At 58.3% G+C, this 26,590-nt stretch carries 25 protein-coding genes and 1 tRNA gene; 19 read left to right on the plus strand and 7 right to left on the minus strand.

Annotated elements, in window-relative coordinates; all coding sequences use genetic code 11:
- Positions 1 to 189: 189 nt before the first annotated feature.
- The 14 genes from thrS (at position 190) to yrfG (ending at position 11,799) form a co-directional block, all read left to right on the plus strand.
- Complete coding sequence (thrS, locus tag GZH91_RS08390; protein WP_147073450.1) at positions 190 to 2,109, plus strand: threonine--tRNA ligase; 1,920 nt, start codon at positions 190 to 192, stop codon at positions 2,107 to 2,109.
- A 45-nt stretch (positions 2,110 to 2,154) separates the two neighbouring features.
- Positions 2,155 to 2,673, plus strand: coding sequence for a translation initiation factor IF-3 (gene infC / locus GZH91_RS08395; RefSeq protein WP_147073449.1), 519 nt, complete (start codon positions 2,155 to 2,157; stop codon positions 2,671 to 2,673).
- Positions 2,674 to 2,844: 171 nt separating this feature from the next.
- Positions 2,845 to 3,042 (plus strand): 50S ribosomal protein L35, encoded by a 198-nt coding sequence (gene rpmI, locus GZH91_RS08400; RefSeq protein WP_087446232.1) that lies wholly within the window; start codon positions 2,845 to 2,847, stop codon positions 3,040 to 3,042.
- Positions 3,043 to 3,054: 12 nt separating this feature from the next.
- Positions 3,055 to 3,414: a 50S ribosomal protein L20 gene (gene rplT, locus GZH91_RS08405; protein WP_147073447.1), complete on the plus strand. Its 360-nt coding sequence runs from the start codon at positions 3,055 to 3,057 to the stop codon at positions 3,412 to 3,414.
- Positions 3,415 to 3,543: 129 nt separating this feature from the next.
- Complete coding sequence (gene pheS / locus GZH91_RS08410; RefSeq protein ID WP_147073445.1) at positions 3,544 to 4,563, plus strand: phenylalanine--tRNA ligase subunit alpha; 1,020 nt, start codon at positions 3,544 to 3,546, stop codon at positions 4,561 to 4,563.
- A gap of 9 nt (positions 4,564 to 4,572) precedes the next feature.
- Positions 4,573 to 6,930, plus strand: a complete 2,358-nt coding sequence (pheT, locus tag GZH91_RS08415) for a phenylalanine--tRNA ligase subunit beta (protein WP_147073443.1) — start codon at positions 4,573 to 4,575, stop codon at positions 6,928 to 6,930.
- Between the two features lie 7 nt (positions 6,931 to 6,937).
- Entirely contained in the window at positions 6,938 to 7,243 is a 306-nt protein-coding gene (locus GZH91_RS08420) for an integration host factor subunit alpha (protein ID WP_147073441.1), read from the plus strand.
- Complete coding sequence (locus tag GZH91_RS08425) at positions 7,221 to 7,595, plus strand: MerR family transcriptional regulator (RefSeq protein ID WP_147073439.1); 375 nt, start codon at positions 7,221 to 7,223, stop codon at positions 7,593 to 7,595. Before GZH91_RS08420 ends, GZH91_RS08425 begins: the two co-directional genes overlap by 23 nt.
- Before the next feature lie 56 nt (positions 7,596 to 7,651).
- A tRNA-Pro gene (locus GZH91_RS08430) sits at positions 7,652 to 7,728 on the plus strand.
- Positions 7,729 to 7,795: 67 nt separating this feature from the next.
- Positions 7,796 to 8,539, plus strand: a complete 744-nt coding sequence (surE, locus tag GZH91_RS08435; protein ID WP_147073437.1) for a 5'/3'-nucleotidase SurE — start codon at positions 7,796 to 7,798, stop codon at positions 8,537 to 8,539.
- The gene (locus GZH91_RS08440) at positions 8,536 to 9,198 is read left to right on the plus strand and encodes a protein-L-isoaspartate(D-aspartate) O-methyltransferase (protein ID WP_147073435.1); all 663 of its coding nucleotides are present in this window, start codon (positions 8,536 to 8,538) and stop codon (positions 9,196 to 9,198) included. The genes surE and GZH91_RS08440 overlap by 4 nt, the downstream gene beginning before the upstream one ends.
- Positions 9,199 to 9,202: 4 nt before the next feature.
- Complete coding sequence (locus tag GZH91_RS08445; protein ID WP_147073482.1) at positions 9,203 to 10,213, plus strand: peptidoglycan DD-metalloendopeptidase family protein; 1,011 nt, start codon at positions 9,203 to 9,205, stop codon at positions 10,211 to 10,213.
- A 2-nt stretch (positions 10,214 to 10,215) separates the two neighbouring features.
- Positions 10,216 to 11,142: an RNA polymerase sigma factor RpoS gene (rpoS, locus tag GZH91_RS08450; RefSeq protein WP_147073433.1), complete on the plus strand. Its 927-nt coding sequence runs from the start codon at positions 10,216 to 10,218 to the stop codon at positions 11,140 to 11,142.
- 6 nt (positions 11,143 to 11,148) lie between these two features.
- A complete protein-coding gene (gene yrfG / locus GZH91_RS08455) occupies positions 11,149 to 11,799 on the plus strand; it encodes a GMP/IMP nucleotidase (RefSeq protein ID WP_147073431.1) in 651 nt (216 codons plus the stop codon).
- 22 nt (positions 11,800 to 11,821) lie between these two features.
- Here the strand turns inward: yrfG and GZH91_RS08460 are convergent, their stop codons facing one another.
- Positions 11,822 to 12,205, minus strand: a complete 384-nt coding sequence (locus tag GZH91_RS08460; RefSeq protein WP_147073429.1) for an Mth938-like domain-containing protein — start codon at positions 12,203 to 12,205, stop codon at positions 11,822 to 11,824.
- A 143-nt stretch (positions 12,206 to 12,348) separates the two neighbouring features.
- Here GZH91_RS08460 and GZH91_RS08465 point away from each other — a divergent pair, with 143 nt between their 5' ends.
- The 5 genes from GZH91_RS08465 (at position 12,349) to GZH91_RS08485 (ending at position 19,530) form a co-directional block, all read left to right on the plus strand.
- Complete coding sequence (locus GZH91_RS08465) at positions 12,349 to 13,584, plus strand: pyridoxal phosphate-dependent aminotransferase (RefSeq protein ID WP_147073480.1); 1,236 nt, start codon at positions 12,349 to 12,351, stop codon at positions 13,582 to 13,584.
- Positions 13,585 to 13,604: 20 nt separating this feature from the next.
- Entirely contained in the window at positions 13,605 to 14,918 is a 1,314-nt protein-coding gene (locus tag GZH91_RS08470; protein WP_147073427.1) for a homoserine dehydrogenase, read from the plus strand.
- 46 nt (positions 14,919 to 14,964) lie between these two features.
- Complete coding sequence (thrC, locus tag GZH91_RS08475; protein ID WP_147073478.1) at positions 14,965 to 16,398, plus strand: threonine synthase; 1,434 nt, start codon at positions 14,965 to 14,967, stop codon at positions 16,396 to 16,398.
- Positions 16,399 to 16,705: 307 nt separating this feature from the next.
- Positions 16,706 to 17,437 carry an RNA polymerase sigma factor FliA gene (locus GZH91_RS08480; protein WP_147073425.1) on the plus strand — a complete coding sequence of 244 codons (732 nt, stop codon included), beginning with the start codon at positions 16,706 to 16,708 and terminating at the stop codon, positions 17,435 to 17,437.
- 164 nt (positions 17,438 to 17,601) lie between these two features.
- The gene (locus GZH91_RS08485; RefSeq protein ID WP_147073476.1) at positions 17,602 to 19,530 is read left to right on the plus strand and encodes an ATP-dependent DNA helicase; all 1,929 of its coding nucleotides are present in this window, start codon (positions 17,602 to 17,604) and stop codon (positions 19,528 to 19,530) included.
- Positions 19,531 to 19,599: 69 nt separating this feature from the next.
- On the opposite strand, the gene GZH91_RS08490 is transcribed toward GZH91_RS08485, so the two are convergent.
- The 6 genes from GZH91_RS08490 to GZH91_RS08515 all read right to left on the minus strand — a co-directional run bounded on the left by GZH91_RS08490 (position 19,600) and on the right by GZH91_RS08515 (position 26,227).
- On the minus strand, positions 19,600 to 20,826 hold the full coding sequence (locus GZH91_RS08490) for a beta-ketoacyl-[acyl-carrier-protein] synthase family protein (RefSeq protein ID WP_198415437.1): 1,227 nt from the start codon (positions 20,824 to 20,826) through the stop codon (positions 19,600 to 19,602).
- Entirely contained in the window at positions 20,819 to 21,055 is a 237-nt protein-coding gene (locus tag GZH91_RS08495) for an acyl carrier protein (protein WP_147073423.1), read from the minus strand. The genes GZH91_RS08490 and GZH91_RS08495 overlap by 8 nt, the downstream gene beginning before the upstream one ends.
- Positions 21,052 to 21,918, minus strand: a complete 867-nt coding sequence (locus tag GZH91_RS08500) for an alpha/beta hydrolase (RefSeq protein WP_147073421.1) — start codon at positions 21,916 to 21,918, stop codon at positions 21,052 to 21,054. Before GZH91_RS08500 ends, GZH91_RS08495 begins: the two co-directional genes overlap by 4 nt.
- A 307-nt stretch (positions 21,919 to 22,225) precedes the next feature.
- Positions 22,226 to 23,551 (minus strand): carbohydrate porin, encoded by a 1,326-nt coding sequence (locus tag GZH91_RS08505; RefSeq protein ID WP_147073419.1) that lies wholly within the window; start codon positions 23,549 to 23,551, stop codon positions 22,226 to 22,228.
- Between the two features lie 20 nt (positions 23,552 to 23,571).
- On the minus strand, positions 23,572 to 23,973 hold the full coding sequence (locus tag GZH91_RS08510) for a hypothetical protein (RefSeq protein WP_147073417.1): 402 nt from the start codon (positions 23,971 to 23,973) through the stop codon (positions 23,572 to 23,574).
- An 874-nt stretch (positions 23,974 to 24,847) separates the two neighbouring features.
- Complete coding sequence (locus GZH91_RS08515) at positions 24,848 to 26,227, minus strand: APC family permease (protein ID WP_147073415.1); 1,380 nt, start codon at positions 26,225 to 26,227, stop codon at positions 24,848 to 24,850.
- Positions 26,228 to 26,590: the final 363 nt, after the last annotated feature.

Consider the following 26,590-nt stretch of genomic DNA (forward strand, 5'->3'; position numbering starts at 1 on the left):
GAGTCCAATCGCGCCTACCAACGGATTCAATACAGAGAGATGGATGTGGCACGGAAAGGCAGCGTTATGACACCGCGAACTCGTGCTGCCGCACATGACAACTATCGTCGCGTTAATCCCTGAGTAGGTTTGTATCTGTCAAAAAAGCGCGGCTTATCCGCGCTTTTTTGTTTTGTGCCGGAGAAATCAATGTTGAATGTCACTTTGCCAGACGGTTCTGTCCGCAGTTTCCCCCAGCCGGTCACGGTGGCTGAAGTTGCCGCATCGATTGGCGCAGGGCTGGCCAAGGCCGCGCTCGCCGGACGCGTTGACGGCACCCTGGTGGATACCAGTTTCGTCATCGGGCAAGACGCGAAACTGTCCATCGTGACCGATCGTGATGCCGATGGCCTGGACATGATCCGCCACTCCACCGCGCACCTGCTGGCCTACGCGGTGAAAGAACTCTATCCGGATGCGCAAGTGACCATCGGTCCGGTGATCGAGGATGGCTTCTACTACGATTTTTCCTACAAGCGCCCGTTCACGCCGGACGATTTGCAGGCTATCGAGAAAAAGATGGCCGAGCTGGCCAGGCGCGATATCCCGGTCAGCCGGAAAGTTCTGCCGCGCGACGAGGCGGTGGCATATTTCAAGGGGCTGGGCGAGCACTACAAGGCGGAAATCATTGCCTCCATCCCGGCGAATGAGGAGGTGTCGCTGTACACCGAGGGCGATTTCACCGACCTGTGCCGCGGCCCGCATGTTCCCTCCACCGGAAAGCTCAGGCATTTCAAGTTGATGAAGCTGGCTGGCGCGTACTGGCGCGGCGATCACCGCAACGAAATGCTGCAGCGCGTATACGGCACCGCGTGGGCGAAAAAGGAAGACCTCGACGCTTACCTGTATCGCCTGGAAGAAGCCGAGAAGCGCGATCACCGCAAGCTGGCCAAGCAGCTCAGCCTGTTCCATATGCAGGATGAAGCGCCGGGCATGGTGTTCTGGCACCCTAACGGCTGGGTGATCTGGCAGCAGATCGAGCAGTACATGCGCGAAAAATTCCGCGAATACGGTTATCAGGAAGTGCGCACGCCGACGGTAATGGACCGGCAGATGTGGGAAAAATCCGGCCACTGGGAAAACTATCGCGACAACATGTTTACCACTGCGTCGGAGAACCGCGAATACGCGGTCAAGCCGATGAATTGCCCGGGCCATGTGCAAATATTCAATCGTGGTCTGCACAGCTACCGCGACCTGCCGCTGCGCCTGGCGGAATTCGGTTCATGCCACCGCAATGAGCCTTCCGGCGCGCTGCATGGCCTGATGCGGGTACGTGGCTTTACTCAGGACGACGCACACATTTTCTGTACCGAAGCGCAGATTGAATCCGAAGTGGCGGACTTTATTGTCATGCTGCAAAAAGTCTATGCAGACTTCGGCTTCAACGACATGCTGGTCAGGCTCTCCACACGCCCGGAAAAACGGGTGGGCTCGGACGAAACCTGGGACAAGGCCGAAGCCGGCTTGGCGGCGGCATTGCAGCAGAACGGCCTGGCGTACGACCTGCAGCCGGGTGAAGGTGCCTTCTACGGCCCCAAGATCGAATTCACGCTGAAAGACAGCCTCGGGCGCCTGTGGCAATGCGGCACCATCCAGCTCGACTTCAATCTGCCGGTGCGTCTGGATGCCGAGTTCGTGGACGAGGACAATACACGCAAAGCGCCGGTGATGCTGCACCGCGCCATTCTCGGCTCGATGGAACGCTTCATCGGTATCCTGATCGAGCATCATGCCGGCAACTTCCCGCTGTGGCTGGCGCCGCTGCAAGCAGTCGTGATGAATATCACCGACCATCAGGCGGAATACGCGCAAAAAGTCTGCGATGTGATGCGTCAGGAAGGTTTGCGCGTCACGGCGGACTTGAGAAATGAGAAAATAACCTATAAAATTCGGGAACATAGTTTGCAAAAGCTGCCTTACCAGCTGATCGTTGGCGACAAGGAAATGGCCGCAGGTGTGGTTGCAGTGCGCAGCCGCAGCGGCCAGGATCTCGGCCAGATGCCTTTGGAAGTGTTTATGGCACGACTCAAGGAAGCCGTGGCGCTGCGCAAGCCGGGCGGGGAGTGAGGTTTTCTCACTCCTCTTGTCTTTTGATTTACAGGAGTTGCAGCTATCGCTCAGGATAAAGAAACACGGGTCAACGGTGAAATTACCTGGCCGGAGATTCGTTTGGTGGGACTGGAAGGGGAACCCCTTGGTATCGTTAGCGCCGCCGAGGCGCTGAAACTGGCCGAGGAAGCCGAAGTGGATCTGGTGGAAATCGCCCCGCAGGCCAAGCCGCCGGTGTGTCGCCTGATGGACTACGGCAAGTTCAAGTACCAGCAGAGCAAGCGCCAGCACGAGGCCAAGGTCAAGCAGAAGCAGATCCAGGTCAAGGAAGTGAAGTTCCGACCCAATACTGACGAAGGCGACTACCAGATCAAGCTGCGCAACCTGATCCGCTTCCTGGAAGAAGGTGACAAGGCGAAAGTTACCCTGCGTTTCCGGGGTCGTGAAATGGCGCATCAGGAAATCGGTCTGGCGCAGTTAAGGCGTGTGGAAGCGGACCTGGCCGAACAGGCAGTGGTCGAGCAGTTTCCCAAGATGGAAGGCCGGCAGATGGTAATGATGCTGGGGCCCAAGAAGAAGTAAACAGAATTTTGCGGGCAAGTCGCGGTACGGCTTGCCTGCTTAAGGTATTTTCGCTGAAATCCGGCGAAAACCATCTGGCGCTAGCAGCCGCCGGATGTATCGCGGATGTCCGGGTTCCTAAATGTCTCGTTGTGAGACTGCCCGGCGTCTTGCCCAACAGGAGTTAATGCAATGCCGAAGATGAAAACCAAATCGGGTGCGGCCAAGCGCTTCAAGGCGCTGGCGAATGGTGGCGTAAAGCGCGGTCAGGCTTTCAAGCGCCACATTCTCACCAAGAAAACCACCAAGAACAAGCGCCAGTTGCGCGGCACGCTGATGGTCGATGCGACCAACATGCGTTCCGTTCGCGCCATGTTGCCCTACGCATAAAGGAGAGATGACATGCCAAGAGTAAAGCGTGGTGTAACGGCGCGCGCGCGTCACAAGAAAGTCCTCGACCTGGCCAAGGGCTATCGTGGTCGCCGCAAGAACGTCTACCGTGTCGCCAAGCAGGCGGTGATGAAGGCGGGGCAGTATGCCTACCGTGACCGTCGCCAGCGCAAGCGTCAGTTCCGCTCCCTGTGGATTGCGCGTATCAACGCGGCTGCGCGTGAGTGTGGTATGCGTTACAGCGTATTCATGAACGGTCTGAAAAAAGCCGAAATCGTGCTGGATCGCAAGGTACTGGCCGATCTGGCAGTATTCGACAAACCTGCGTTTGCGCAGCTTGCCGAGCAGGCCAAAGCCAAATTGGCGGCCTGAAGCTGACTATACCTTCAAAAAGGAGGCCGTCGGCCTCCTTTTTTGTGGGCGCTTCCAGAAATTCAATCTGGCGCAAATGTATCAGATGCCGGTTGAATTTCTTGAGACGCTCTCTTGAGACAAACCATCATGCAAAATCTCGACACTATTGTTGCCGCAGCGCTAGCCGAATTCGCCGCAGTCAACCAGGCCGTTGAACTGGAGCAGGCAAAAGCCCGCTATCTCGGCAAAGCCGGTTTGCTCACCGGGCAATTGAAACAACTGGGCAAGCTTCCCGCCGCAGAACGCCCGGCAGCGGGCAACGTGATCAATCAGGCCAAGGAACGGATTCAGCAGGCGCTGGAAGCGCGCCGCGCAGCCTTGTCCCGGGCTGAGCTGGATAACAGGCTGGCGGCGGAAACCCTGGATGTGACGCTGCCCGGACGCGGCCTGGGCACAGGCGGCCTGCACCCGGTGACGCGCACGCTGGCACGCATCCAGGCGCTGTTCGCCTCGATCGGTTTCGAGGTGGCGGAAGGCCCGGAGATTGAAACCGATTTCTACAATTTCACCGCACTGAATATTCCGGAAAACCACCCGGCGCGCGCCATGCACGACACTTTCTACGTGGATGACAAACACCTGCTGCGCACCCACACGTCGCCGGTGCAGATACATTATTTGCAGAACAATCAGCCGCCGCTCAAGATCATCGCGCCAGGCCGGGTATATCGCTGCGATTCCGACGTGACCCACACACCCATGTTTCATCAAGTCGAGGGATTGTGGGTGGACGAAGAGGTGAGTTTCGCGGCATTGAAAGGCGTGCTGGCGGATTTCATGCAGCGTTTTTTTGAACGCGATGACCTGAAGGTGCGCTTCCGCCCATCGTTTTTCCCGTTCACCGAACCGTCGGCGGAAATGGATATCGCTTGCGTGATGTGCGGTGGCGGCGGTTGCCGCGTATGCAGCCATACCGGCTGGCTGGAAGTGCTGGGCTGCGGCATGGTGCATCCCAATGTGCTGGGACATGTGCATGTGGATAGCGAAAAATACCTCGGTTTCGCGTTTGGCATGGGGGTGGAACGGCTGGCCATGCTGCGCTACGGTGTGGATGACCTGCGCCTGTTTTTCGCTAATGATTTGCGTTTCCTGAAACAGTTCAACTGAACCATCAAGATGAAATTCTCCGAGCTCTGGTTGCGTACCCTTGTTAATCCTGCGCTGGACAGCGCGGCGCTGTCCCATCTTCTTACCATGGCCGGACTGGAGGTCGAAGCGCTGGACCCGGTCGCGGCGGATTTTTCCGGCGTGGTGGTGGGGCAGGTGCTGTCCGTAGCGCCGCATCCGGATGCCGATCGCCTGCGCGTGTGCCTGGTAGATGCCGGCACTGGCAGCCCGTTGCAGATCGTATGTGGCGCACCCAATGTAAGTGAAGGCGCGCGCGTGCCTTGCGCCCTGGCAGGCGCCCGCTTGCCGGGCTTTGAAATCAAGAAAGCCAAGTTGCGGGGTGTGGAATCGCAGGGTATGTTGTGCTCCGCGCGCGAGCTGGGACTGGCAGAACAAGCCGATGGCCTGCTGTTGTTGCCGAACGACGCACCGGTGGGTAGCAATATCCGCGATTATCTGCATCTGGATGACAGGCTTTATACGCTCAAACTTACCCCCAATCGCAGCGATTGCCTGAGCGTGGCCGGCGTGGCGCGTGAAGTGGCCGCGCTTACCGGCAGTCCATTGAACTTGCCCCGGATTGAACCCGCAGCGGTCACCGGCAGGCTCACCCGCATGGTGCAGGTGACTGCAGGACAAGCCTGCCCGCGCTATTGCGGGCGCGTCATCAGCCAGCTCAATCGCGCGGCTCAAACACCGGGCTGGATGATTGAACGCCTTTCCCGCAGTGGCCTGCGCAGTATCAGTCCGGTAGTGGACATTACCAACTATGTATTGCTGGAGTTGGGACAACCCTTGCATGCCTTTGATCTGGACAAGCTTGCTGGCGATATCCAGGTGCGCATGGCCACGCCGGGTGAAACGCTGACGCTGCTGAATGATCAGCGTGCGACGCTGGAAGCGGACATGCTGGTGATCGCCGATGACAACGGCGCGCAGGCGCTCGCTGGCATCATGGGGGGGGCGGCCACCGCAGTGGATGAAAATACCTCGGAAATTTTTCTTGAGGCAGCGTATTTCAGCCCCGGCGCGATTGCCGGACGGGCGCGCCGGCTGGGCTTGTCCACCGATTCATCGCACCGTTTTGAGCGCGGGGTGGACTACGCAGCCACGCGCGATGCGCTGGAACGCGCCACGGCATTGATACTTGAAATTTGCGCTGGCGCGGCAAGTGCAATCACCGAAATAACAGGCGATCTGCCACAACGTGCGCCTGTCATGCTGCGCACCGCGCGTGCCAGCAAAGTGTTGGGCGTGGCGCTGAGTGACGCGCAGGTGGAAGTGTTGCTGGGCCGCCTGTGCTTTGACTTTCAGCGCGATGGCGCGGCCTATCAGGTGACGCCGCCCAGCTACCGCTTTGACCTGAATATCGAGGAAGACCTGATCGAAGAACTGGCGCGGCTCCATGGTTATGACAACATTGTTGCGCAGGCCCCGGTCGCCCGCCTGACCATGTTGCCGCAGCCGGAGCAACAGCGTGGGGTGGATGCGTTGCGCACCCTGCTCACCGCGCGTGATTATCAGGAAGTCATTACCTACAGCTTTGTAGATGCCGCATGGGAAGCGGATTTCGCACCCGGCGCTCAGCCCGTCGTGCTGAAAAATCCCATCGCCAGTCAGATGGGCGTGATGCGCTCCACCTTGTTGGGCGGCCTGATGGATGTGCTGCGCAACAATCTGAACCGGCGCCAGGAGCGTGTGCGTATTTTTGAGAGCGGACGCTGTTATCTGCCGGCGGCCGAGGGCTTCGATCAGCCGCAACGCCTGGCTGGACTGGCTTACGGCAGCGCTATGCCGGAGCAGTGGGGGAGTGCGGCGCGCAACGTGGACTTTTTTGACGTCAAAGCCGATCTCGAAGCGCTGTGCTGGCCACAGCCTGCACGCTTTGAAAAATCCGCTCATCCTGCGCTGCATCCAGGCCAGTGCGCTGAAATGTGGTTGAATGGTGTCCATGCCGGCTGGCTGGGTACATTACACCCACGGCTGACGCAGCAATATGATTTGGCGACAGCGCCGGTTGTGTTTGAACTCGCCCTGCCGGCATTGTTAACGCGGAAGCTGCCCAGGCATGGCGAGATTTCGCGTTTCCAGAGCGTGCGCCGTGATCTGGCCGTGATAGTCGATGAATCGGCGCCGGTACAGGCTTTGATTGATGCGATGTACGCAGCACGCATAGAGGGTGTTGCCGAGATTACATTGTTTGACGTGTATCGCGGCAAAGGCATTGATTCTGATAAAAAAAGTCTTGCATTCCGGGTGCTGTTGCAAGATACTCAAAAGACCTTTACCGACACTGAAGTGGATACCGCCATGGCGTACTTCACCGATCTGTTAAAACAACAATTCAACGCGCAATTACGTTCCTGAGGTAGTCATGACCCTGACCAAGGCAGAACTGGCAGACATGCTGTTCGAAAAAGTTGGCCTGAATAAACGCGAAGCCAAAGACATGGTGGAGTCGTTTTTCGAAGAAATACGCATTGCACTGGAAGCGGGCGATACCGTGAAGCTTTCCGGCTTTGGCAATTTTCAGCTGCGTGACAAACCGCAGCGTCCTGGCCGCAATCCCAAAACCGGCGAAGAAATGCCAATCACGGCACGCCGCGTGGTGACCTTTCACGCCAGCCAGAAACTCAAATCGCAGGTAGAAGACGCGCATGGCGGAACATCAGCCAACTAGTCAACTGCCGCCGATTCCTGCCAAGCGCTACTTCACTATCGGCGAGGTCAGCGAACTGTGCGGGGTGAAGCCGCACGTACTGCGCTACTGGGAACAGGAATTCGGCCAGCTCAAACCAGTCAAGCGACGTGGTAACCGTCGTTACTATCAGCATCATGAAGTGCTGCTGATTCGCCGCATCCGGGAACTGCTTTATGAGCAGGGATTCACGATCAATGGCGCACGCCATCGTCTGGATGTGCTGGCCACATCCGACGCCGCCGAGGCCGCACCCACGGTGACTGAATCGGTAACGGATTATGCAGCACTGCGTCGCGAAATGATGGAAATTGTCGAGTTGCTGCGCCTGTGATTTTTTAGCTCCAGTCTTTGTCCAGGCGCTACAGACTCTGCTATAATCGCGGCCTTCGGGGCGTAGCGCAGCCTGGTAGCGTACTTGCATGGGGTGCAAGTGGTCGGAGGTTCAAATCCTCTCGCCCCGACCAGAACAATGCCCAGGTGTCATGCCTTTCTAGAAAGCAATTCACGGGAATTTCAGAGTAGCCGTCCACTATGCGCATTTTGCTGAGCAACGACGACGGTTACTTTGCACCCGGTCTCGCCATCCTGGCGGATACACTCTCACACATCGCAGATATCACGGTGGTTGCCCCCGAGCGCGACCGCAGCGGCGCCAGCAATTCCCTCACACTCGATCGTCCGCTGATGCTGCGCCAGGCGCACTCCGGGTTTTATTACGTCAATGGTACGCCCACGGACTGCGTTCACCTCGCGGTTACGGGTATGCTCGATCACCTGCCGGACATGGTTATCTCCGGTATCAATCACGGTGCCAACATGGGCGACGACACTATTTATTCGGGCACCATAGCGGCAGCCACCGAAGGGTTTTTACTGGGGGTGCCGTCGCTGGCGATATCCCTGGCGAGCCATGCAGCGGGCAACTATGCCACAGCCGCGCGTGTTGCCAGCGAGCTCGCGCAACGTGTCATGGCACGGCCTTTTGCGGCACCGCTACTGCTCAACGTGAACGTGCCGGATATTCCCTATCAGGACTTGCAAGGCACCGCAATCACCCGCCTCGGACGCCGCCACAAAGCCGAACCGGTGGTCAAATCCACCAATCCGCGCGGTCAGACGGTGTATTGGGTGGGGGCTGCGGGTGCGGCGCAGGATGCAGGCGAAGGCACGGATTTCCATGCGGTGGCGAATGGGCGTGTGTCGGTGACGCCGTTGCAGATGGATCTCACCCAGTTCAGTCAACTGGCGCCGCTGCGGGCGTGGTTGCAGGCATGAGCGTGACGCGTCACAGCGGTATCGGCATGACTTCCGAGCGTACCCGCGCGCGCATGGTCGAGCGCCTGCGTGCGCAGGGGATCAAGGACAACAACGTACTCACCGCGATGGGCATGGTGCCCCGGCATATTTTTGTGGATGAGGCACTGTCCATCCGGGCTTATGAGGACAGCGCGCTGCCGATAGGTTTCGGCCAGACCATTTCCAGCCCCTATAGCGTGGCGCGCATGATCGAGGTGCTGCGTGGCGGCGCCGACCTGCAGTGCGTGCTGGAAGTCGGCACAGGTTGCGGCTACCAGGCCGCTGTACTGGCCAAGCTGGCACGCGAAGTGTACTCGGTTGAGCGCATTGCCACGCTGCTCGGGCGCGCGCGTCGTACCATACGCGAACTACGCATCGGCAATATCAAACTTAAACATGGCGATGGTAGCATTGGGTTAAAGGATGTGGCACCTTTCGATGGCATCATCCTTGCCGCCGCCATACCCACTCCCCCCCAGGCGTTGCTGGAACAACTGGCGCAGGGCGGCCGCATGGTATTGCCGCGAGGTATTGGTGAAACGCAGCAAATGGTGCTGATCGAGCGCACCGCAGAAGGTTTTCAGGAGACGGTGCTGGAAATGGTACATTTTGTTCCACTGTTGCCCGGAGTGCGCTGACGTGATGGTATTCGACAAGATTGCATGCCCGGTTTATCTGGTTGCTGTGATCCTTGCCCTGGGAGGATGCGCCACGCAGAATTCTGCGCCGGTTGTGGATGGCACCCAGCCTGGCACAAGCAATATTGTCAAGCCGGCAATCAAGTCCGCCACTACCCGCGCCGGCGCAGCAAAGCTGCATGACTGGCGACCGGACAGCCATACCGTGCAAAAAGGCGACACGCTCTACAGCATCGCGCTTGAATATGGCCTGGACTACCGTGATCTGGCGAGCTGGAATGCACTATCTGACAATAACCTGATCCGTGTCGGGCAGGTGTTGAAACTGAGTGCGCCGCAGCCAGGCAGCGGCATTGCGCAAGTCACGACATCTGAATCAGCAGTTCAGACCATCCCCCTCAAGATCGAACCGTTACCGCAGGCCCAGATAGCGACCGGCGCGGTGTTGATAACCCAGCCCAAGGCGGTCAAATTGCCCTACTCTGCCGCCGCATTGGCGCAGCTTGAACAAGGCGGGACGCCGCAGCCGGCCGCGCGGCCTCCCGCAACACCGGAGGCAGCGTCCGGGGTGGCGCCCGAGCCCGCATCCTCTGCAGAACAATCCCGACCGGCCGCGACTGCCAAGGAAACCGATGATACGGGTATTGATTGGATCTGGCCTACGCAAGGCCGGGTCATTGCCGGATTTGACGAAGCCAAAAACAGCAAGGGGCTGGATATAGCAGGCAAAGCCGGACAAGCCATATTCGCAGCCGCGCCGGGCAAGGTGGTGTATAGCGGCGCTGGTTTGCGCGGCTATGGCAAGCTGGTTATTATCAAGCACAACGCCATTTATTTGAGTGCCTACGCACACAATCAGCGGGTGCTGGTGAAAGAAGGTCAGACGGTTGCGCGCGGGCAGAAAATCGCCGAAATGGGTGACAGTGATGCCGATCAGGTCGCGCTGCATTTCGAAATCAGGAAAATGGGCCAACCGGTGGACCCGATGAAATATCTTCCCGGAGCACAAAAATAGCGATGCATGACGACAACGAGCAGGAAGACTACGCCGGTATCCCGGACGACAAATCCCAGACCGAAGTGCCCGAGGTCGAACTGGGATTTACCGAGGATGCGCATACCGATGTGACGCAGATGTACCTCAACGAAATTGGCCACAACGCATTGCTCAGCCCCACTGAGGAACGCCGCCTGGCCGAACTCACCCGTGCGGGCGATTTTGACGCCCGGCAAAAAATGATCGAACACAATCTGCGGCTGGTGGTGAATATCGCCAAGCATTACGCCAATCGCGGGCTGGCACTGCTGGACCTGATCGAGGAGGGCAACCTGGGACTGATTCATGCGCTGGAAAAGTTCGAGCCCGAACGCGGATTTCGTTTTTCCACTTATGCCACATGGTGGATACGCCAGAATATCGAGCGCGCCATCATGAACCAGTCGCGCACCATCCGCCTGCCGGTGCACGTCATCAAGGAACTCAACGTCATTTTGCGCGCCCGCCGTCATCTGGAAAATCACGGCGCCTCCGACCCGAGTGACGAGGACATCGCCCATCTGGTCGGGCTGCCGGTAGAAGATGTACGACGCATGTTGCGCCTGAATGACCGGGTGGCATCGCTCGACGCACCGCTCGATATTGATCCCAGTCTGTCCATCGGGGAGGCCATTGCAGATGGCAACAGCGCGTTGCCTGAAGACATGCTTGAGCACGCCGAGACTGAAGCCTTTGTGCGCCTGTGGCTGAGTGACCTCAACGACAAGCAGCGCTGGGTAATTGAGCGGCGTTTCGGGCTGGGCGGGCAGGATGTGCACACCCTGGAACAGCTGGCCGAAAGCCTCGACGTCACCCGTGAACGCGTGCGCCAGATCCAGATGGAAGCCCTGCACCATTTGCGGCGCATGCTGAAACGCACCGGCGTCAACAAGGACGCTCTGTTGTGACGCGGCATGCTTGACTGGCAGGCGATAGATAGCGTTCTGCTCGATATGGACGGGACCTTACTGGATCTCCATTTCGACAATTTCTTCTGGCGCCAGCATGTCCCCCGGCGCTACGCCGAGTTGCACGACATATCGCTGGCGGATGCGCACGATGAACTGGCCGGGCGTTATCAGCGCCATCTCGGCACGCTCAACTGGTACTGTGTGGATTTCTGGAGCCGCGAACTCCAGCTTGACATCGCCCAGCTGAAAATCGAGGTGCAACACCTCATTGCCGTATATCCGCAGGTGCCCGAATTTTTGCAAGCCGCACGTGCCGCCGGCAAGCGCGTCACCCTGGTCACCAACGCCCACCATAAAAGCCTCGCCTTGAAAATGCAGTGCACCCGGCTCGACATCCATTTTGATGCGCTGATCACTTCCCACCAGATCGGCCTGCCCAAGGAACATCCGGATTTCTGGCACAAGCTGCAAAGCACCGAACGCTATGACCCGGCCAGAACCTTGCTGGTGGACGACAGCCTGCCGGTACTGCGCGCCGCGCAAAGTTACGGCATTGCGCATTTGCTTTCGGTATACCGCCCGGACAGCAAGGAAGGGCGCAAGGATGTGGAAGGGTTTCGTGCGATTGAAGGCTTTAATGACATCATGCCGTGAGCATTAACTGATCAGTGCGTAATCAGGTACTCACGCCGATCAGCAACCCCATCACCACATGCCGCCCTTCTGCCACCAGGATATTGTAGGTGCGGCAGGCTGCGCCGGTGTCCATGACTTCGAGACCGATGCCTGCGTTGGTGAGGCAGGCAGACAGACGCGGGTGGGGAAAGCATAATGTCGTGCCGGTGCCGAGCAACGCGATTTCCGGCTTGAGCGCGAGCAGGGCCTGGAAGTGGTTTTCGTTGAGCTGGGAAAAATTGCCCACACGCCAGTCTTCAATAATTTCGTCGGGCGTGACGATCAGGCTGCGGGCATCATAGCGCTGACCGTTGATGATGACGTAATCGTTGCCATAGCCAGTGAACAGGTTTAGTCCTTGGGGCTGGGCGAGATGGAACTTCAAGCTGGTTCTCCAATTGCGGCGGGGGCTTGCGCTCGGGTAATATTATACATTTTGGAGCCGGCGCAGCAATGCGCCGCTTTTTTCGGAACCAAACCGAAAAAAGACTGCTACGGATTATCAAGTTGAAAATTATAGAGGCGCCCATGTTGCGACCGGTACGCAAATCTTCCAAACTGGAAAACGTCTGTTATGACATACGCGGGCCTGTGCTCGCCCGTTCCAAGCAGATGGAGGAGGAGGGGCAGCGCATCATCAAGCTGAATATCGGCAATCCGGCGCCGTTCGGCTTTGAGGCGCCTGAAGAGATCATCCAGGACGTCATCGTCAACTTGCCCAATGCCTCGGGGTATAGCGATTCCAAAGGCTTGTTCGCGGCCCGCAAGGCGATCATGCACTACACCCAGGGCAAAAATATCGCCGGAGTACAGATTGATGACATCATCATCGGCAATGGCGCATCCGAGCTGATTGTGCTGGCCATGCAGGCACTGCTCAACACCGGTGATGAGGTGCTGGTGCCGGCACCGGATTATCCGCTGTGGACGGCGGCAGTGAGCCTCGCAGGCGGTACGCCGCGCCACTATGTGTGCGACGAAGACACCGGCTGGATGCCGGATCTGGCGGATATTCGCGCCAAAATCACACCCAACACCCGCGCCATTGTGGTAATCAATCCGAACAATCCCACCGGAGCGCTGTATCCTGCCGAGTTGCTCAAGGAAATTGTGGAAGTCGCCCGCCAGCATCAGCTCATCATCTATGCCGACGAAATTTACGACAAGGTGCTCTACGATGGCCGCAGCCATGCATCCATCGCCGCGCTGGCGGAGGATGTGCTGTGCGTCACGCTCAATGGCTTGTCCAAAAATTACCGCGCCTGCGGTTATCGTGCCGGCTGGATGGTGATTTCTGGCGACAAGCGCCACGCCCAGGATTACATCGAAGGGCTGGGCATGCTGGCCTCGATGCGCCTGTGCTCCAACGTGCCGGGCCAATATGCGATTCAGACCGCACTGGGCGGCTATCAGAGCATCAACGACCTGGTGGCACCCGAAGGCCGCCTCACGCGCCAGCGTGACCTGGCATGGACGCTGCTCACAGCCATACCCGGGGTGAGCTGTGTGAAGCCGCAGGCCGCGCTGTACCTGTTCCCGCGCCTTGATCCCAGGGTATATCCGATTCAGGATGACCAGAAATTCATCCTGGACCTGCTGGAGGAGGAGCGTGTGCTGGTAGTGCAGGGCACCGGTTTTAACTGGCATCAGCCGGACCATTTCCGCGTCGTATTCCTGCCGCACGAGGATCATCTGCGCGAGGCCATCGAGCGCATTGCGCGCTACCTCGAACGCTACCGCAAACTGCACGGCTCCGCCAACTGACAATAATGGAAAAAACCGTAATGAAACCAATCAATGTAGGCCTGCTGGGTCTGGGCACGGTCGGGGGCGGTACACTCACCGTGTTGCGCCGCAATGCGACAGAAATCACCCGTCGCGCCGGGCGCGAGATTCGCGTGACCATGGCGGCAGTACGCGATCTCGACAAGGCCAGGCCATACGCATCGGCTGGCCTGGCGCTCACCAATAATCCGTTTGCCGTGGTGGACAACCCTGATATCGACATCGTGGTCGAAATGATGGGAGGGATCAGCCCCGCCAAAGACCTGATCCTGATGGCGATTGAAAACGGCAAACATGTAGTCACCGCCAACAAGGCGCTGATTGCCAACCACGGCACCGAAATCTTCGCGGCGGCGCAGAAGAAGGGTGTGATGGTCGCGTTCGAGGCCGCTGTCGGCGGCGGCATTCCCATCATCAAGGCAATCCGCGAAGGCCTCACCGCCAATCGTATCGAATGGATTGCCGGGATTATCAACGGCACCACCAATTTCATCCTGACCGAAATGCGCGACAAGGGTGCGGGTTTCGACGAAATGCTGAAAGAAGCGCAACGTCTGGGCTACGCCGAGGCCGATCCCACGTTTGACGTGGAAGGCGTGGACGCCGCACACAAGCTCACCATCATGTCGGCAATTGCGTTCGGCATTCCCATGCAATTCGAGCGCGCCTACATTGAGGGCATCACCCAGATCACCGGCGCTGACGTGAAGTACGCCGAACAACTGGGCTATCGCATCAAGCTGCTGGGCATTACCAGACGCACCGCCAAGGGCATCGAGTTGCGCGTCCATCCCGCGCTGATCCCGGCGCGGCGCCTGATTGCCAATGTGGATGGCGCAATGAATGCCATTCTGGTCAAAGGCGATGCGGTTGGCCCGACCCTGTACTACGGTGCCGGAGCCGGTGCCGAGCCTACCGCTTCCTCGGTGGTTGCCGATCTGGTGGACATCACGCGCATGCACACCGCCGATCCGCACAACCGCGTGCCGCATCTGGCGTTCCAGCCGGATGCGCTGTCCGATGAACCCATCCTGCCGATGGATGAAGTCCGCACAGCCTACTATTTGCGCCTGCGCGCGCTAGACAAGCCAGGGGTGCTGGCCGATGTGACGCGCATCCTGGCTGACCTGGATATTTCAATTGACGCGATGATGCAAAAAGAGCCACATGAGGGTGAGGAACAGGTGGACATCATCATGCTCACGCATCAGAGCGTGGAGAAGAACATCAACGCGGCGATGACCAAAATCGAGTCGCTGCCGGCGATTTGCGGCAAGATTGCGCGCATTCGCCTGGAACAACTGGGCAAGTGATCTTTACGGGGCCGGCAAACATGCCCCTGAGGTAAATACCATGGTCATGCGTTATATCAGCACGCGCGGCAACGCGCCTGCACAAACTTTCACCGAGATTTTGCTGGGCGGTCTCGCGCCAGACGGCGGACTGTATTTACCGGAAACCTATCCGCAGTTTTCCGCCAATGATTTGGCACGCATGCGCGGGATGAATTACCGCGAGCTGGCGTTCGAGATATTGTCGCGCTATGCCGACGACATTCCTGCCGGTGACCTGCGTGCCATTATCGACAAAACCTATACCCCCGGGGTGTACTGCAACACGCGCCCGGACGAAAACGCCGCAGACATCACGCCGCTGCATACCCTGGAGCCGGGTTTGCACCTGCTATGCCTGTCCAATGGTCCCACGCTGGCATTCAAGGACATGGCGATGCAGTTGCTGGGCAACCTGTTCGAGTACGCGCTGAACAGGGCTGGACAGGACATCAATATCCTCGGCGCCACCTCGGGCGATACCGGTTCCTCTGCCGAATACGCGATGCGCGGCAAACGCGGCATCCGCGTGTTCATGTTGTCGCCACACGGCAAGATGAGCCGTTTTCAGACCGCGCAGATGTTCTCGCTGCAAGACCCCAATATTTTCAACATTGCCATCGACGGCGTGTTCGATGATTGTCAGGACATCGTCAAGGCCGTATCCAACGACCATGCCTACAAGGCGCAATACAAAATCGGCGCGGTCAATTCCATCAACTGGGGACGCGTGGCCGCACAGATTGTGTACTACTTCAAAGGTTATTTTGCCGCCACCCACAGCAACGACCAGCAGGTGAATTTCTCGGTGCCGTCGGGCAATTTTGGCAATGTCTGCGCAGGGCATATTGCACGCATGATGGGGCTGCCGATCAAACACCTGATTGTCGCCACCAACGAAAACGATGTGCTCGACGAGTTCTTCAAGACCGGCGTCTATCGTCCCCGCGGGGCAGCAGATACCTACCATACCAGCAGCCCGTCAATGGATATCTCCAAAGCTTCCAACTTCGAGCGTTTTGTCGCCGACCTGAGCGGACGCGACGGGAAAAAACTGCGCAACTGGTGGAGCGCGGTGGATCAGGGTGGCGGGCTTGATGTCAACCAGGAAGGCTTATTTGAAAAAGTGGCAGATTTCGGACTGCTATCTGGCGCCAGCAATCACGCCCACCGCATGGAGACGATCCGCGATACCTGGGAAAAATACGGCGTGATGATTGATACCCACACCGCCGACGGCCTCAAGGTTGCGCTGGAATACCATGAACCGGGCACGCCCATGTTGTGTCTGGAAACTGCGCTGCCGGCCAAATTTGAAGACGCCATCCACGAGGCGCTGGGACGTGCCCCCCTGCGCCCGGCAAGTATGGAAGGCCTGGAGCGCCTGCCGCAGCGGTTTGATGTAATGGCAGCAGATGTTGAAATGGTAAAACGGTTCGTGGCGCTGCACGCGACGAGCTGAGACGATCGAAATATTCATCTTGTAAGACAAACGCTTACAGGAAAGCGGCTGCCATTACCTACGAAAAATACCGTGCTGCGCCGATTTGCAGTTCCCTGAACAAACGCCAATATTCGTACCACCAGTGATGCCACTGGCAAACCGAATCGAGACGGACAAGGGAGACGAAAATGATCCTGAACGCGATACGCAATGCGTTGCGCCACGCGCTTCGTGCAGCAGTCAATTGCTGCATGCTCATGACATCCAGCCACGCTACCCCCACCCTGGCCTGCGTCCCGGTCAATCCACGTGGGAGGGTTTAATCATGCCAGCCATCAGTCACGCCGCCAGCAAAAATAGCTACATCGTGCAACATGCCCTGCTGGTCAAACGCCTGGCCTATCACCTGAAAGCGAAATTGCCGCCCAGTGTCGAGATGGATGATCTGGTGCAGGCCGGGATGATTGGTCTCCTCGATGCGGTTAACCGCTACGAAGAAACCAACGGTGCACAATTTGAAACCTACGCGGTGCAGCGCATACGCGGTGCCATGCTGGATGAACTGCGCAGCAACGACTGGATGCCACGCAGCGCGCGTCAGAACATGCGCAAAATCGAAGTGGCTATCAGTACCCTGCAACAATTGCTGGGACGCGCTCCTCGCCAGACCGAAATTGCCAAACATCTCAAACTGACCCTGGCCGAATACCAGCTAATGCTGTGCGAGGGAAGCGGGCACCAACTGCTGTATTACGAAGATTTTCATGAGGGAGGGGGGCATGGCAATTTCCTCGACCGGCACTACATGGATACTTCCAGCGACCCGTTGCAAAGCCTCATTGACAACGGTTTCCGCGGCGCGGTAATCGACGCAATTGGCCGTCTTCCCAAGCGTGAAAAACAGATGATGGGGCTATATTATGAGCAGGAAATGAACCTCAAGGAAATCGGTGTGGTGATGGGCGTTTCCGAATCACGCGTATGCCAGTTGCATGGCCAGGCAGTAGCACGCATCCGTGCCATGCTGCGTACCCAGACCTGGGTTGTGAATGTTTAAAGGGTACTCCGGAAACACAATCTCCGTCGCGGCAGGGCCTTGCTCGAATTTGTAGAGGTTCCCGGAATGCAGGCAGAGCTTGCGCATCCGGCAGAAGTGCGTTGGCAGGTGAAGTCGGGTACATGGCGTGCTACCATTCACGCTCACCCGAATAGCCATACATGATGAACGACCTGGCAACCGTATTCAGCGCCGACGGCGTATTTGCAGCAGCCATTCCAGGTTACCGGGTACGCGCGCAACAATTGGAACTTGCCAATGCCATTGGACAGACCATCGAGTCCCGCAGCGTACTCATCGCCGAAGCGGGCACCGGTACCGGAAAAACGCTCGCCTACCTTGCCCCGGCGCTGCTGCATGGCGGCAAGGTAATCATCTCTACCGGCACAAAAAACTTGCAAGACCAGCTCTACCGGCGCGATCTGCCCACGGTGCGCGCTGCCCTTAAAGTGCCCGCTATTGTGGCGCTGCTCAAGGGGCGTGCCAATTATGTCTGCCACTACCATCTGGAACGTGCGCGCGAAGAAGGCCGTTTCATGTCGCGCGAAGATGTGGCGCACCTGGAACAGGTGAGCCGCTTTGCCGAATCCAGCCGCAGCGGCGACAGGGCGGAACTGCATGGCGTGGCCGAAGACGCCAATATCTGGCGTTACGTCACTTCCAGCCGGGAAAATTGTCTGGGCAGCGATTGCCCGCATCATAAAAAATGTTTTGTGCTGGAAGCGCGCAAAAAAGCGCTGGAGGCGGATATCGTGGTGGTCAACCATCATCTGTTTTTTGCCGATGTCTGGCTGCGCGATGAAGGTGTGGCGGAGCTGCTGCCGGCATGCAATACGGTGATATTTGATGAAGCCCACCAACTGCCCGAAACAGCCGGGTTATTCTTTGGCGAAACCCTGACCACCGGTCAGTTAGTCGAACTGGCACGGGACGCGCGGCTGGAGGCGATACAGTCGTGCAAGGATTACGCGGCACTACCCGAGGCGGCGCAAAAGCTGGATAAGGCAGCGCGTGATTTGCGTTTGGTATTCAGTGAGGACAGCGGGCGCTGGCCGCTGGAAAAAGTGTGCGACCGCAGCGGGTTTGAAGCGGCTTTTGTCGATGCGGGTGCTGCACTGGATGAACTGGTGGCACACCTGGAAACGCAGGCGCAGCGTGCACCGGGTCTGGAGAACTGCTGGCAGCGCGGGCGCGAGCTGGCAAACATGCATGCAAAATGGCAGGAGCCCGCACCTGCCGAGAGTGTGCGCTGGGTAGAAGCATTCAGCCACGCATTGGGGTTCAACACCACGCCGCTGTCGGTCGCAGAGATATTCACAAAGCAGATCGAGGGTAGCGCCCGCGCCTGGATTTTTACTTCGGCGACCCTGTCGGTGAAAGGCGATTTTGCCCATTACCGCAAGCAGCTCGGACTTATGGAGGCAACCAGCGCATCATGGGAGAGCCCATTCGACTATGACCGGCAGGCCATGCTCTACGCGCCGCCTGGCATGCCCGAGCCCAACACGCCGAACTACACTCGCGCCGTGCTGGAGGCTGCGCTGCCAGTGATTGCCGCCAGCCAGGGCAGGGCGTTTCTGCTGTTTACCTCGCTGCGTGCGATGAAAGAAGCGCATGGCCTGCTGCAACAGGCCTTCGAGCAGAGCGCGCTTGATTACCCCATTCTCATGCAGGGCGAGCAATCCCGCACCGAACTCCTCGAACGTTTTCGTCAGCTCGGAAACGCCGTATTGCTTGGCAGTCAGAGCTTCTGGGAGGGCGTGGACGTCAAGGGTGAAGCGCTGTCCCTGGTGGTAATTGATAAACTGCCGTTTGCACCGCCGGACGATCCGGTGCTGGCAGCGCGTATCAGTCATATCAATCAGTCGGGCGGCAATGCTTTCATGGAATATCAACTGCCGCATGCGGTGATTACCCTCAAGCAGGGCGCTGGTCGATTGATTCGCGACGAAGCCGACCGCGGCGTGCTGATGATCTGCGATCCGCGTCTGCTTTCCAAACCCTACGGACGGCGCATCTGGCAAAGCCTGCCGCCGATGCGGCGCAGCCGCGAGCTCGCAGATGTGCAGAGCTTTTTTGCCCGGCCGCAATAAGCTGGCCAGGGAAGGCTGCGGTCGGAGACGGTTGGACGCTGTTCAAATCACAATCTAAAATCAACGGGTTCATTCCTCACACCGACGTGCAATGAGCACGGCATTGCTGCCGCCGAATGCGAAGGAGTTGGAGAGCACTGCGCTCAGCGTTTTCTGGCGCATGCCTTCCGCCACCACGTCGATGCCGAGGCCGGGGTCGGTTACCCGGCAGTGGGCGGTCGGTGGAATCACGTTTTTTTGCATGGCGATAATGGCAATGGCCAGTTCCACTGCCCCGCCTGCACCCATCAGGTGACCGTGCACCGCTTTGCTCGAGCTAACCGGCAGGGTGTGCAGATGTTCGCTAAACACCGTACGTAATGATTCCGCTTCGACGGCATCGCCAGCCGGCGTTCCGGTGCCATGCGCATTGACATAGTCGATTGCGCCTGGATCGAGTCCAGCGTCGGTTAGCGCGTGGCGAATGGCTTTGACCTGTCCGCTTGATGAAGGGTGAGTAATATGGGCAGCATCGCAAGAAGCCCCATAGCCGGCCAGTTCAGCCAGGATGGTCGCGCCGCGAGCCTGGGCCGAAGCCAGGCTTTCCAGCACCAGAAAGGCGGCACCCTCACCCAATACCAGGCCATTGCGATCAGCCGAAAAGGGGCGGCAGGATGCTTCCACTTGGGCATCGGGAGTGGCCAGGGCGCGTAGCGCATGCCAGGCATGCAAGATGCCATAAGTCAACAATGCTTCGCTGCCACCGGCCAGTATGCGTTCGCTATAGCCATGGCGAATGGCGCGCAGCGCTTCACCGATGGCGCTGCTGGAGGAAGCGCAGGCAATTGAATAGGTGTTATTGACGCCGCTCAGGCCGAAGCGGATAGCCAGCTCTGAAGCCGCCGCGTTGTTTATGCCGCGTGGCAGCGTCATCGGCGCGAGACGGTTGCGGTTTTCCCCATACAGACGGTAGAACGCCTCGTCGGTGGTGGTGCTGGCGCCGGAGCCGGTGCCAAGATGGACGCCCATGTCAGCCAGCAGCTCGGGACGTTCAAGCAGGCCGGCTTCGGTCAGCGCATAGCGGCCCGCGGCCAGCGCCAGTTGCGTGACCCGGTCGGGCGGCGCCCCCTTGCTGGCATCGTCGATGGGTGTGTCGATCCAGGCGGCAAGCTGTACCGGCGAGGCGCGTTCCCCCGCAGGCAGCAACCGTATCCCAGAGCGGCCTTCTGCTACATTGTCAAACAGGGGACCGGGCCAGTTGCCGACGGGTGAGACGATGCCCATCCCGGTGACGACAACGCGACGCAGTTCACTCATGCTGGAGCTTTGCGGTGACCTGATCCAGCACATCACCGACGGTTACCGGCGGCTCGCCGGTTTGGTCAAAACGAATATTGAAACTGTCCTCGATCTGGAACATGAATTCGATGGTGGCCAGCGAGTCGAGCCCGATTTGTTCCAGTGTCGTTTCGCGCGAAAGCCCCGCGCGGGGAATCTCAAGTTGCTGAGCCAGCATGTCGCACAGGCGGTTTTCGGTATCGTTCACTGTTTCTTTCTTTGGGGCATAAGCGGGGCGTGGATCGGAGGAGCAAAGGGCTGCATGGCGTCAGCGCTGGCCTGAAAAAAATCGACGGTGAGCGCTGCAACACGCTCGCGCTCGTTGTCGAGTGTGATCATGTGGTAGCTGTCATGCAACTGCACCAGGCGTACATCGCGCGCCTGTACCCGGCGTTGTACCAGATAGGCGCTTTTCAGACTGGCGATGTCGTCTTCACTGGAATGCAATATAAGCGTGGGTGCGACGACCTGCGGCAAGTGGCGGCGCGTGTATCGCATCAGTTTTTCCGCTTCGTGCAGTGCCGGCAGTGAGAGGGCGGAAGCGCCGACCGCGGAAATCGGTCCCGCCGCTACCTGGCGTTCGATCCATTCGCGCAAACGTTCATTCTTGATGCCGAAGGGTGAGGTTTCGCGGATCAGCATGCGATGCCGTAATGGTGTGAAATAGCCTAGCGGGCTCAGAAAACGGTACCAGGGGGTATTCCAGCCGTCGTAGTACAGGGTGGTGGATAGTGCACCGACTGCCGCAACGGCTCCGCTGCGCGCGACGGCAACCGCCAGCGCCAGCGTGGCACCCATGCTTAAACCGCATATTGCGACTTGGCTGTACCGGGTGGCGAGCGTGTCGAAGCGAGCCACCGCCTCATCCAGCCAATCGCGCCAACTGCCTGTGCTGGCCTTGGCGGAAAAACCATAGCCTGTCAGGTGCGGCGCATCGACCGTGAAACCGGTGCGATGAAGCGCCTTGAGCAGCGGCTGCAGTTCAAGCGGAGTGCTGCGCAGGCCGTGGAGTGCGAGCACGGCATAATCACCACCGGCCAGAAACTGGGCGCGATTGATATCATTCGTCATGGGATTGATTTCTTGTAATGTTTTTGCGAACGTCAACAAAGCCCAAAAAAACTGTCGAGACCCTATTCACGCCTGGCATTGCTTCATCATGAGGTAGGTGCGTGGAGCATGCTTTGAGGCATGCCTGCCCTGCCATTGTAGCTTTTGAACCTTACGATTCACTTAAATGCCCAGTGTCCAGCAAACCGCTGCCTGAGATAACCTCTCGAAGATGAAATTTAAGATAAACGACGGTATAGAGATGCCTGGTCAAGTGGTTTGGCGGATAGTGCACGCAGCATTCATCCAGCCGCCCATCACTCGACCTTTAAAACGTCCCGTGCAGCCGCACGGCACCGATGGAAACCGGCCCACGCTCGGCGTTATACGCGGGATTGCGGATGTATTGGTAGTCCAGGGTAAGCCAGGTGCCTTTTACAGCCCCAAGGCTATAGTAGGTTTCCAGGATTCTTTCCGGACGGTAGTTGAGTGCGCCGTCGCCGATGAAGAAACTGATGCCGCCGGCGGCCAAATAGCCGCGCCGCTGACGCGACAGTCCGTTTTGCACGAGCGCGACGCCCATGCTGTCCTGAGTGCGACCCCAGGCACTGCCCTGGACGACTGCTCCTGCAGACAGTGAGTTGTCTATTTCGGTGAAGGCGTAGGTTTCGGTTTTGCCGTCAGCCCAACTGGCGCGGCCGAACACGCCCACATCGGGAGTGAGCTGTTGTTCCAGGTTGAGGTCAAAGCCGTATTTGATCTGATTGCCGTAACGCACATTGTTGATGTCCGGCACGCCGCCGTGGAGCGCGGCATAATCCAGCGCATCCTGGAAGCGGGACATCACAGTGCGGTTGCGGAAAGCCAGCAGGTGCACCTTGCCCGGTTGACCGGCTAGCGTATGGTCGTGTTCCACTTCGATCTGGTCGCCGTAGTGACTGAAGATATTCTGATCGAGAGCAAGCTGGTTGGGCACCTTGGGCTGGATGAAGCGGCCGGCGCGCAAGGCCCAGTCGTCGTGATAGTACTCCAGCGCTGCGCCCCAGGAATAGCCACGCGAATCAGCGGCGTAGTCGTAAGCGCCCGCCGTCATGAGAGACCAGTTGAGAAACTGGGTACGCGGATCGTGGCTGTAGGCGTTATTGTCGAATATGTCCGTTACGGAAAGCTTGCCAATGGTGAGCGCTATCCGGCGGCTATCTATTGTTCCTGCGAGTTGGTTGGCTGCCGAATCAACCGCATTTTGTGTACCGCCCAGTCCCCAGGTTTGGCGCAGAAAGATCCTGGCCACGTAAAATGTCGGCGTAGGCCCGGCGGTGCGGGCGATTTCTCCGTTGGTGAAACCGCCCAGGCCAGTGAGGTTGGAGAGCGGGACGCCTTGCGCCACTTCCGGGTTGAAATACAGTTCGCCCCCCGCCCATGGCCGCATACCGAGGAAAGCGGTCCCGGTGAAGGAATAGCTTTTTGCCCGCTCCGGAGAGAGGCTGTCGGGTCCGCTGTAGGCGGCATTGAATGGCGCCTTGCCCTGCCAGATGTAGGTGGTCTGGAATTTGGCGTTCCAGCTTTCTTCATCTGCCCCACGGGCGAGAGGGAATCCGATGCTGGCCGCAACACAGACCAGCAGCAAAGGAGTGATAATGCGATGAATGGCCATAACGCTACACCAGGGGCAGTTTAAAACGCCAGCTCGACTAATTTAAAGCGCAATAGTCCAGCTGCGAGGACGAGATATGCGCGCAGAACGATCATCCAGATCCTGTTCAAGAGCGTCAGGTTGGCTGGCGCGGGTTGATCGAGTGGCGGCATCCGCCAAGTTTCTTTCAGCGCGGGATCCATCCGCTCGACACTGTCGATCTTAATGCCGCGCACTTTTTCCCGCGTCTTCGCACCGGTGGTTGTCGCGAGGCCGGCGCGGATCCCGCCGATGGGTACGCCTAGAACTTGCCAGCCCTGGATGTCAGGAAAAAGCGCGCCGCGGATATCACCAAGGCATGCACTACCGAGAACTCCACTCCCACGCATATCTGCACTAGGCGGTATCTCGTACTGCTCTTTGATCAGGCGATTTGATTTCAAGCTTGTTCTCCTGTTTCTTTCATTCGCACGGGTTACACGCGCGTGATCTGTTAGCGGCTCGCACTAGCAGATCCGCCGTCATGGAGTGATGTTTGCAGGCGGGATGGGCGCGCTTGCCGGGCAGTAGTGCTCATTCGCATCGTCATGCTGCGTCTATCTTCAATAACGCTCCGGAGGAGCGACGAGGAGCCCATACACGCCTTGGCGGACATGGTTTGCACTGGAGTCGTTGGTTTCATGCTGATCAGTCGTCTGCGCCGCCCGGGACGTGGTACGGCCGGGTAGCCACCGGTTCAAATGCCGCGCGCTAAAACGGGAGACGAATGCGGAGGAAATGCGAATTTTCAAAGCCATTTTTATACCTCTTCATTTCCACAACTGCCAGGCGATCAGCCGCAGCAGTTGAGACAGAAAGGCCGAACGCCCCCGACATCTCGATCTTCCTACGGCCCAAAGACCTGACAGGGAATCGAAATGAAATGGCGTGCGCTCTCAGTCCAGAACGAACCGATCTGCGCCGGATCCGGCCAGCGAAAGGGAGGTGCTTTATAGGTCGCCTCTAAGGAGGCGATAAAACTTGAAATTACCTAATGGCGCACCGTCCCGCTTTTGGGCGAGACGGTGGTTTGAGAATGGACTCAACCGACGATCTCGCTATTGTTTTGCGTTCAAGGATCTACCAGAGTCAGCATTCATGGGGGAGCCCCGTTGTTTAGATGGGGCGCATTATGGGTGGTTGGAATGACGATGTCAAGGCCGCAAGCATGGTGATACAGAGCGCTTTGTCCAAACATTCAACCCGAGGAAATTTCGAGCAGTCGCTCGTGAATTTTTTAACCTGCTAGGCGCTCAATCCGGATTAGCCAGGCGCCGTTCATGTATTGCGCCTCGCGCTGGATCTGCGCCAGCGCTTGCGATTGAGCAACAGGGGTACAACGCCGATGGCAATACCCCCCAAGCCGACAATGTTGGTGGTGAGATCGAAGGTCGGGATGCTGTAGGCGGCGATGAAGAACAGGAAGGCAGCGCTGCCCGCCGGCCAGAGGGTAAGAAAAATCAGATTGTGAACGGAGTCGAGAGCCTGCCTGCGGTAATGCCAGGCACAGGCGAAACCGGCAAGGCCGTAATAGAAAGCGACCTGGAAACCGATGGCGTTGACTGAATCCTTGATGATCAGGTTTACGCTCGAGAAATTGGACGAGAGGAACAGTAACACCAGGCCGAACAGGGTGATGACCGCCGTCGCCACCCACGGCGTTTGCCAGGATTTGTGCAGAATGGCGTAACGCGGGTGGAGCACACCGTCGCGGCCCTTGGCATACATGGTGCGGGTAAATTGCAGGATCGAGGTTTCCAGCGTGCCGATGGAACTCAGCATCACGGCAACGATGGCCAGGTAGCTCCAGGGTTTGGGAAACAGTTTTTCGGCAACGGCGAATACGACATTGGTGCTTGATTGTGCAATCTCCTGATCGGTCAGCACCAGCAGCGTGATGGCCGCAAAAGCCATGAACAGCAGCAGCACGATCACCATTGCCATCACCGCGCCGCGCCCGGGTGCATGAGCGGCATCACGCGTTTCCTCGTTGAGGTTGACGGTGACATCCCAGCCCCAGAAAAAGAACAGCGCGGTGAGCGCGCCGGTTGCGAATAGCTGGGGGGTGAATTGTGCGAAGGAGAACCAGGCCAGCGAGAAAGCATGCGCCGGTTGTGCGGCAAACTGGATGATCGCCGCGATGATGATGGCGATCAGCACCCCGATTTCTATGCCGGTCATGATGATCTGGGTATAGCTGGTCGGCTTGATGCCTTTGACGATCACGGCGCTCACCGCCAGCAGCCAGCCGGCGGCGACAAAGGTCACCATGGCCGAATCGTTGGCCAGTGCGGGTTTGATCAGGATCAGTGTGGCGGTGGCGGCAGGGATAGTGCCGGACACCATGAATACCGCCGAAGCAACCAGCAAGGCCCAGCCGGCGAAAAAACCGAGCACCGGATTGAACGCCGCGCCTACCCAGGCGTAGGACGCACCCGCATTCGGGTTGCTGCGATTGAGGTGCAGATAGGCAAATGAGACACCGAACATGATCAGCCCGCAGTAGAGCAGACTCGCAGGCGCCAGCGCACCGACTGCGGCGATCAGGGTGGCGGTGGTGGCGGCGATGCTGAAGGCGGGCGCGGTGCCGGCCACCCCCATGACGACGGACTCGCCTACCCCGAGGGCATCGGCTTTGAGTTGGGTGGTTTCACGCATGCGGGTGTGTGGTCATTCTGTTATTAGGACTGGTTTCAGTAATTTGAACATGACCGCGGGATTCAAGTAAGTGGAATCCCGCTGATTTCAGGCTGCCAGTTTAACTGTCGGCAACATCGCAGCATAGGCCCTTATCCGGAGTCTGTTGATTCAGGCCCGAATGGAGTGGGTTGGCTGCACCAGGTAAATGGCGGCGCATCGAATCCCGGGCCTGCCCATCAACAGACCGGAAGTTTGTGCGGTGCCGTGGAAAATTTCTCTCGCATACATTTACAAAGCTCCTACAACAAACTCAAATATGTGGCATATTTACTTGCCGTATCCGTCCTGAAAAACCGGATGCCCTTTATGCACGTCCAACCT

The sequence above is a fragment of the Sulfuriferula plumbiphila genome (genome assembly GCF_009938015.1).
Lineage (GTDB): Bacteria > Pseudomonadota > Gammaproteobacteria > Burkholderiales > Sulfuriferulaceae > Sulfuriferula > Sulfuriferula plumbiphila.

What these genes read in the sequence shown, in the direction of transcription:
- GZH91_RS08445 (WP_147073482.1), top strand. Translation starts at nt 9,203, where the DNA reads ATGGTATTCGACAAGATTGCATGCCCGGTTTATCTGGTTGCTGTGATC.
- GZH91_RS08500 (WP_147073421.1), bottom strand. Translation starts at nt 21,918, where the DNA reads ATGACGAATGATATCAATCGCGCCCAGTTTCTGGCCGGTGGTGATTAT.
- pheS (WP_147073445.1), top strand. Translation starts at nt 3,544, where the DNA reads ATGCAAAATCTCGACACTATTGTTGCCGCAGCGCTAGCCGAATTCGCC.
- GZH91_RS08465 (WP_147073480.1), top strand. Translation starts at nt 12,349, where the DNA reads ATGTTGCGACCGGTACGCAAATCTTCCAAACTGGAAAACGTCTGTTAT.
- rplT (WP_147073447.1), top strand. Translation starts at nt 3,055, where the DNA reads ATGCCAAGAGTAAAGCGTGGTGTAACGGCGCGCGCGCGTCACAAGAAA.
- GZH91_RS08515 (WP_147073415.1), bottom strand. Translation starts at nt 26,227, where the DNA reads ATGCGTGAAACCACCCAACTCAAAGCCGATGCCCTCGGGGTAGGCGAG.
- GZH91_RS08425 (WP_147073439.1), top strand. Translation starts at nt 7,221, where the DNA reads ATGGCGGAACATCAGCCAACTAGTCAACTGCCGCCGATTCCTGCCAAG.
- thrC (WP_147073478.1), top strand. Translation starts at nt 14,965, where the DNA reads ATGCGTTATATCAGCACGCGCGGCAACGCGCCTGCACAAACTTTCACC.
- GZH91_RS08420 (WP_147073441.1), top strand. Translation starts at nt 6,938, where the DNA reads ATGACCCTGACCAAGGCAGAACTGGCAGACATGCTGTTCGAAAAAGTT.
- GZH91_RS08470 (WP_147073427.1), top strand. Translation starts at nt 13,605, where the DNA reads ATGAAACCAATCAATGTAGGCCTGCTGGGTCTGGGCACGGTCGGGGGC.
- pheT (WP_147073443.1), top strand. Translation starts at nt 4,573, where the DNA reads ATGAAATTCTCCGAGCTCTGGTTGCGTACCCTTGTTAATCCTGCGCTG.
- rpoS (WP_147073433.1), top strand. Translation starts at nt 10,216, where the DNA reads ATGCATGACGACAACGAGCAGGAAGACTACGCCGGTATCCCGGACGAC.
- surE (WP_147073437.1), top strand. Translation starts at nt 7,796, where the DNA reads ATGCGCATTTTGCTGAGCAACGACGACGGTTACTTTGCACCCGGTCTC.
- GZH91_RS08480 (WP_147073425.1), top strand. Translation starts at nt 16,706, where the DNA reads ATGCCAGCCATCAGTCACGCCGCCAGCAAAAATAGCTACATCGTGCAA.
- GZH91_RS08490 (WP_198415437.1), bottom strand. Translation starts at nt 20,826, where the DNA reads ATGAGTGAACTGCGTCGCGTTGTCGTCACCGGGATGGGCATCGTCTCA.
- GZH91_RS08505 (WP_147073419.1), bottom strand. Translation starts at nt 23,551, where the DNA reads ATGGCCATTCATCGCATTATCACTCCTTTGCTGCTGGTCTGTGTTGCG.
- thrS (WP_147073450.1), top strand. Translation starts at nt 190, where the DNA reads ATGTTGAATGTCACTTTGCCAGACGGTTCTGTCCGCAGTTTCCCCCAG.
- GZH91_RS08485 (WP_147073476.1), top strand. Translation starts at nt 17,602, where the DNA reads ATGAACGACCTGGCAACCGTATTCAGCGCCGACGGCGTATTTGCAGCA.
- rpmI (WP_087446232.1), top strand. Translation starts at nt 2,845, where the DNA reads ATGCCGAAGATGAAAACCAAATCGGGTGCGGCCAAGCGCTTCAAGGCG.
- GZH91_RS08440 (WP_147073435.1), top strand. Translation starts at nt 8,536, where the DNA reads ATGAGCGTGACGCGTCACAGCGGTATCGGCATGACTTCCGAGCGTACC.
- yrfG (WP_147073431.1), top strand. Translation starts at nt 11,149, where the DNA reads ATGCTTGACTGGCAGGCGATAGATAGCGTTCTGCTCGATATGGACGGG.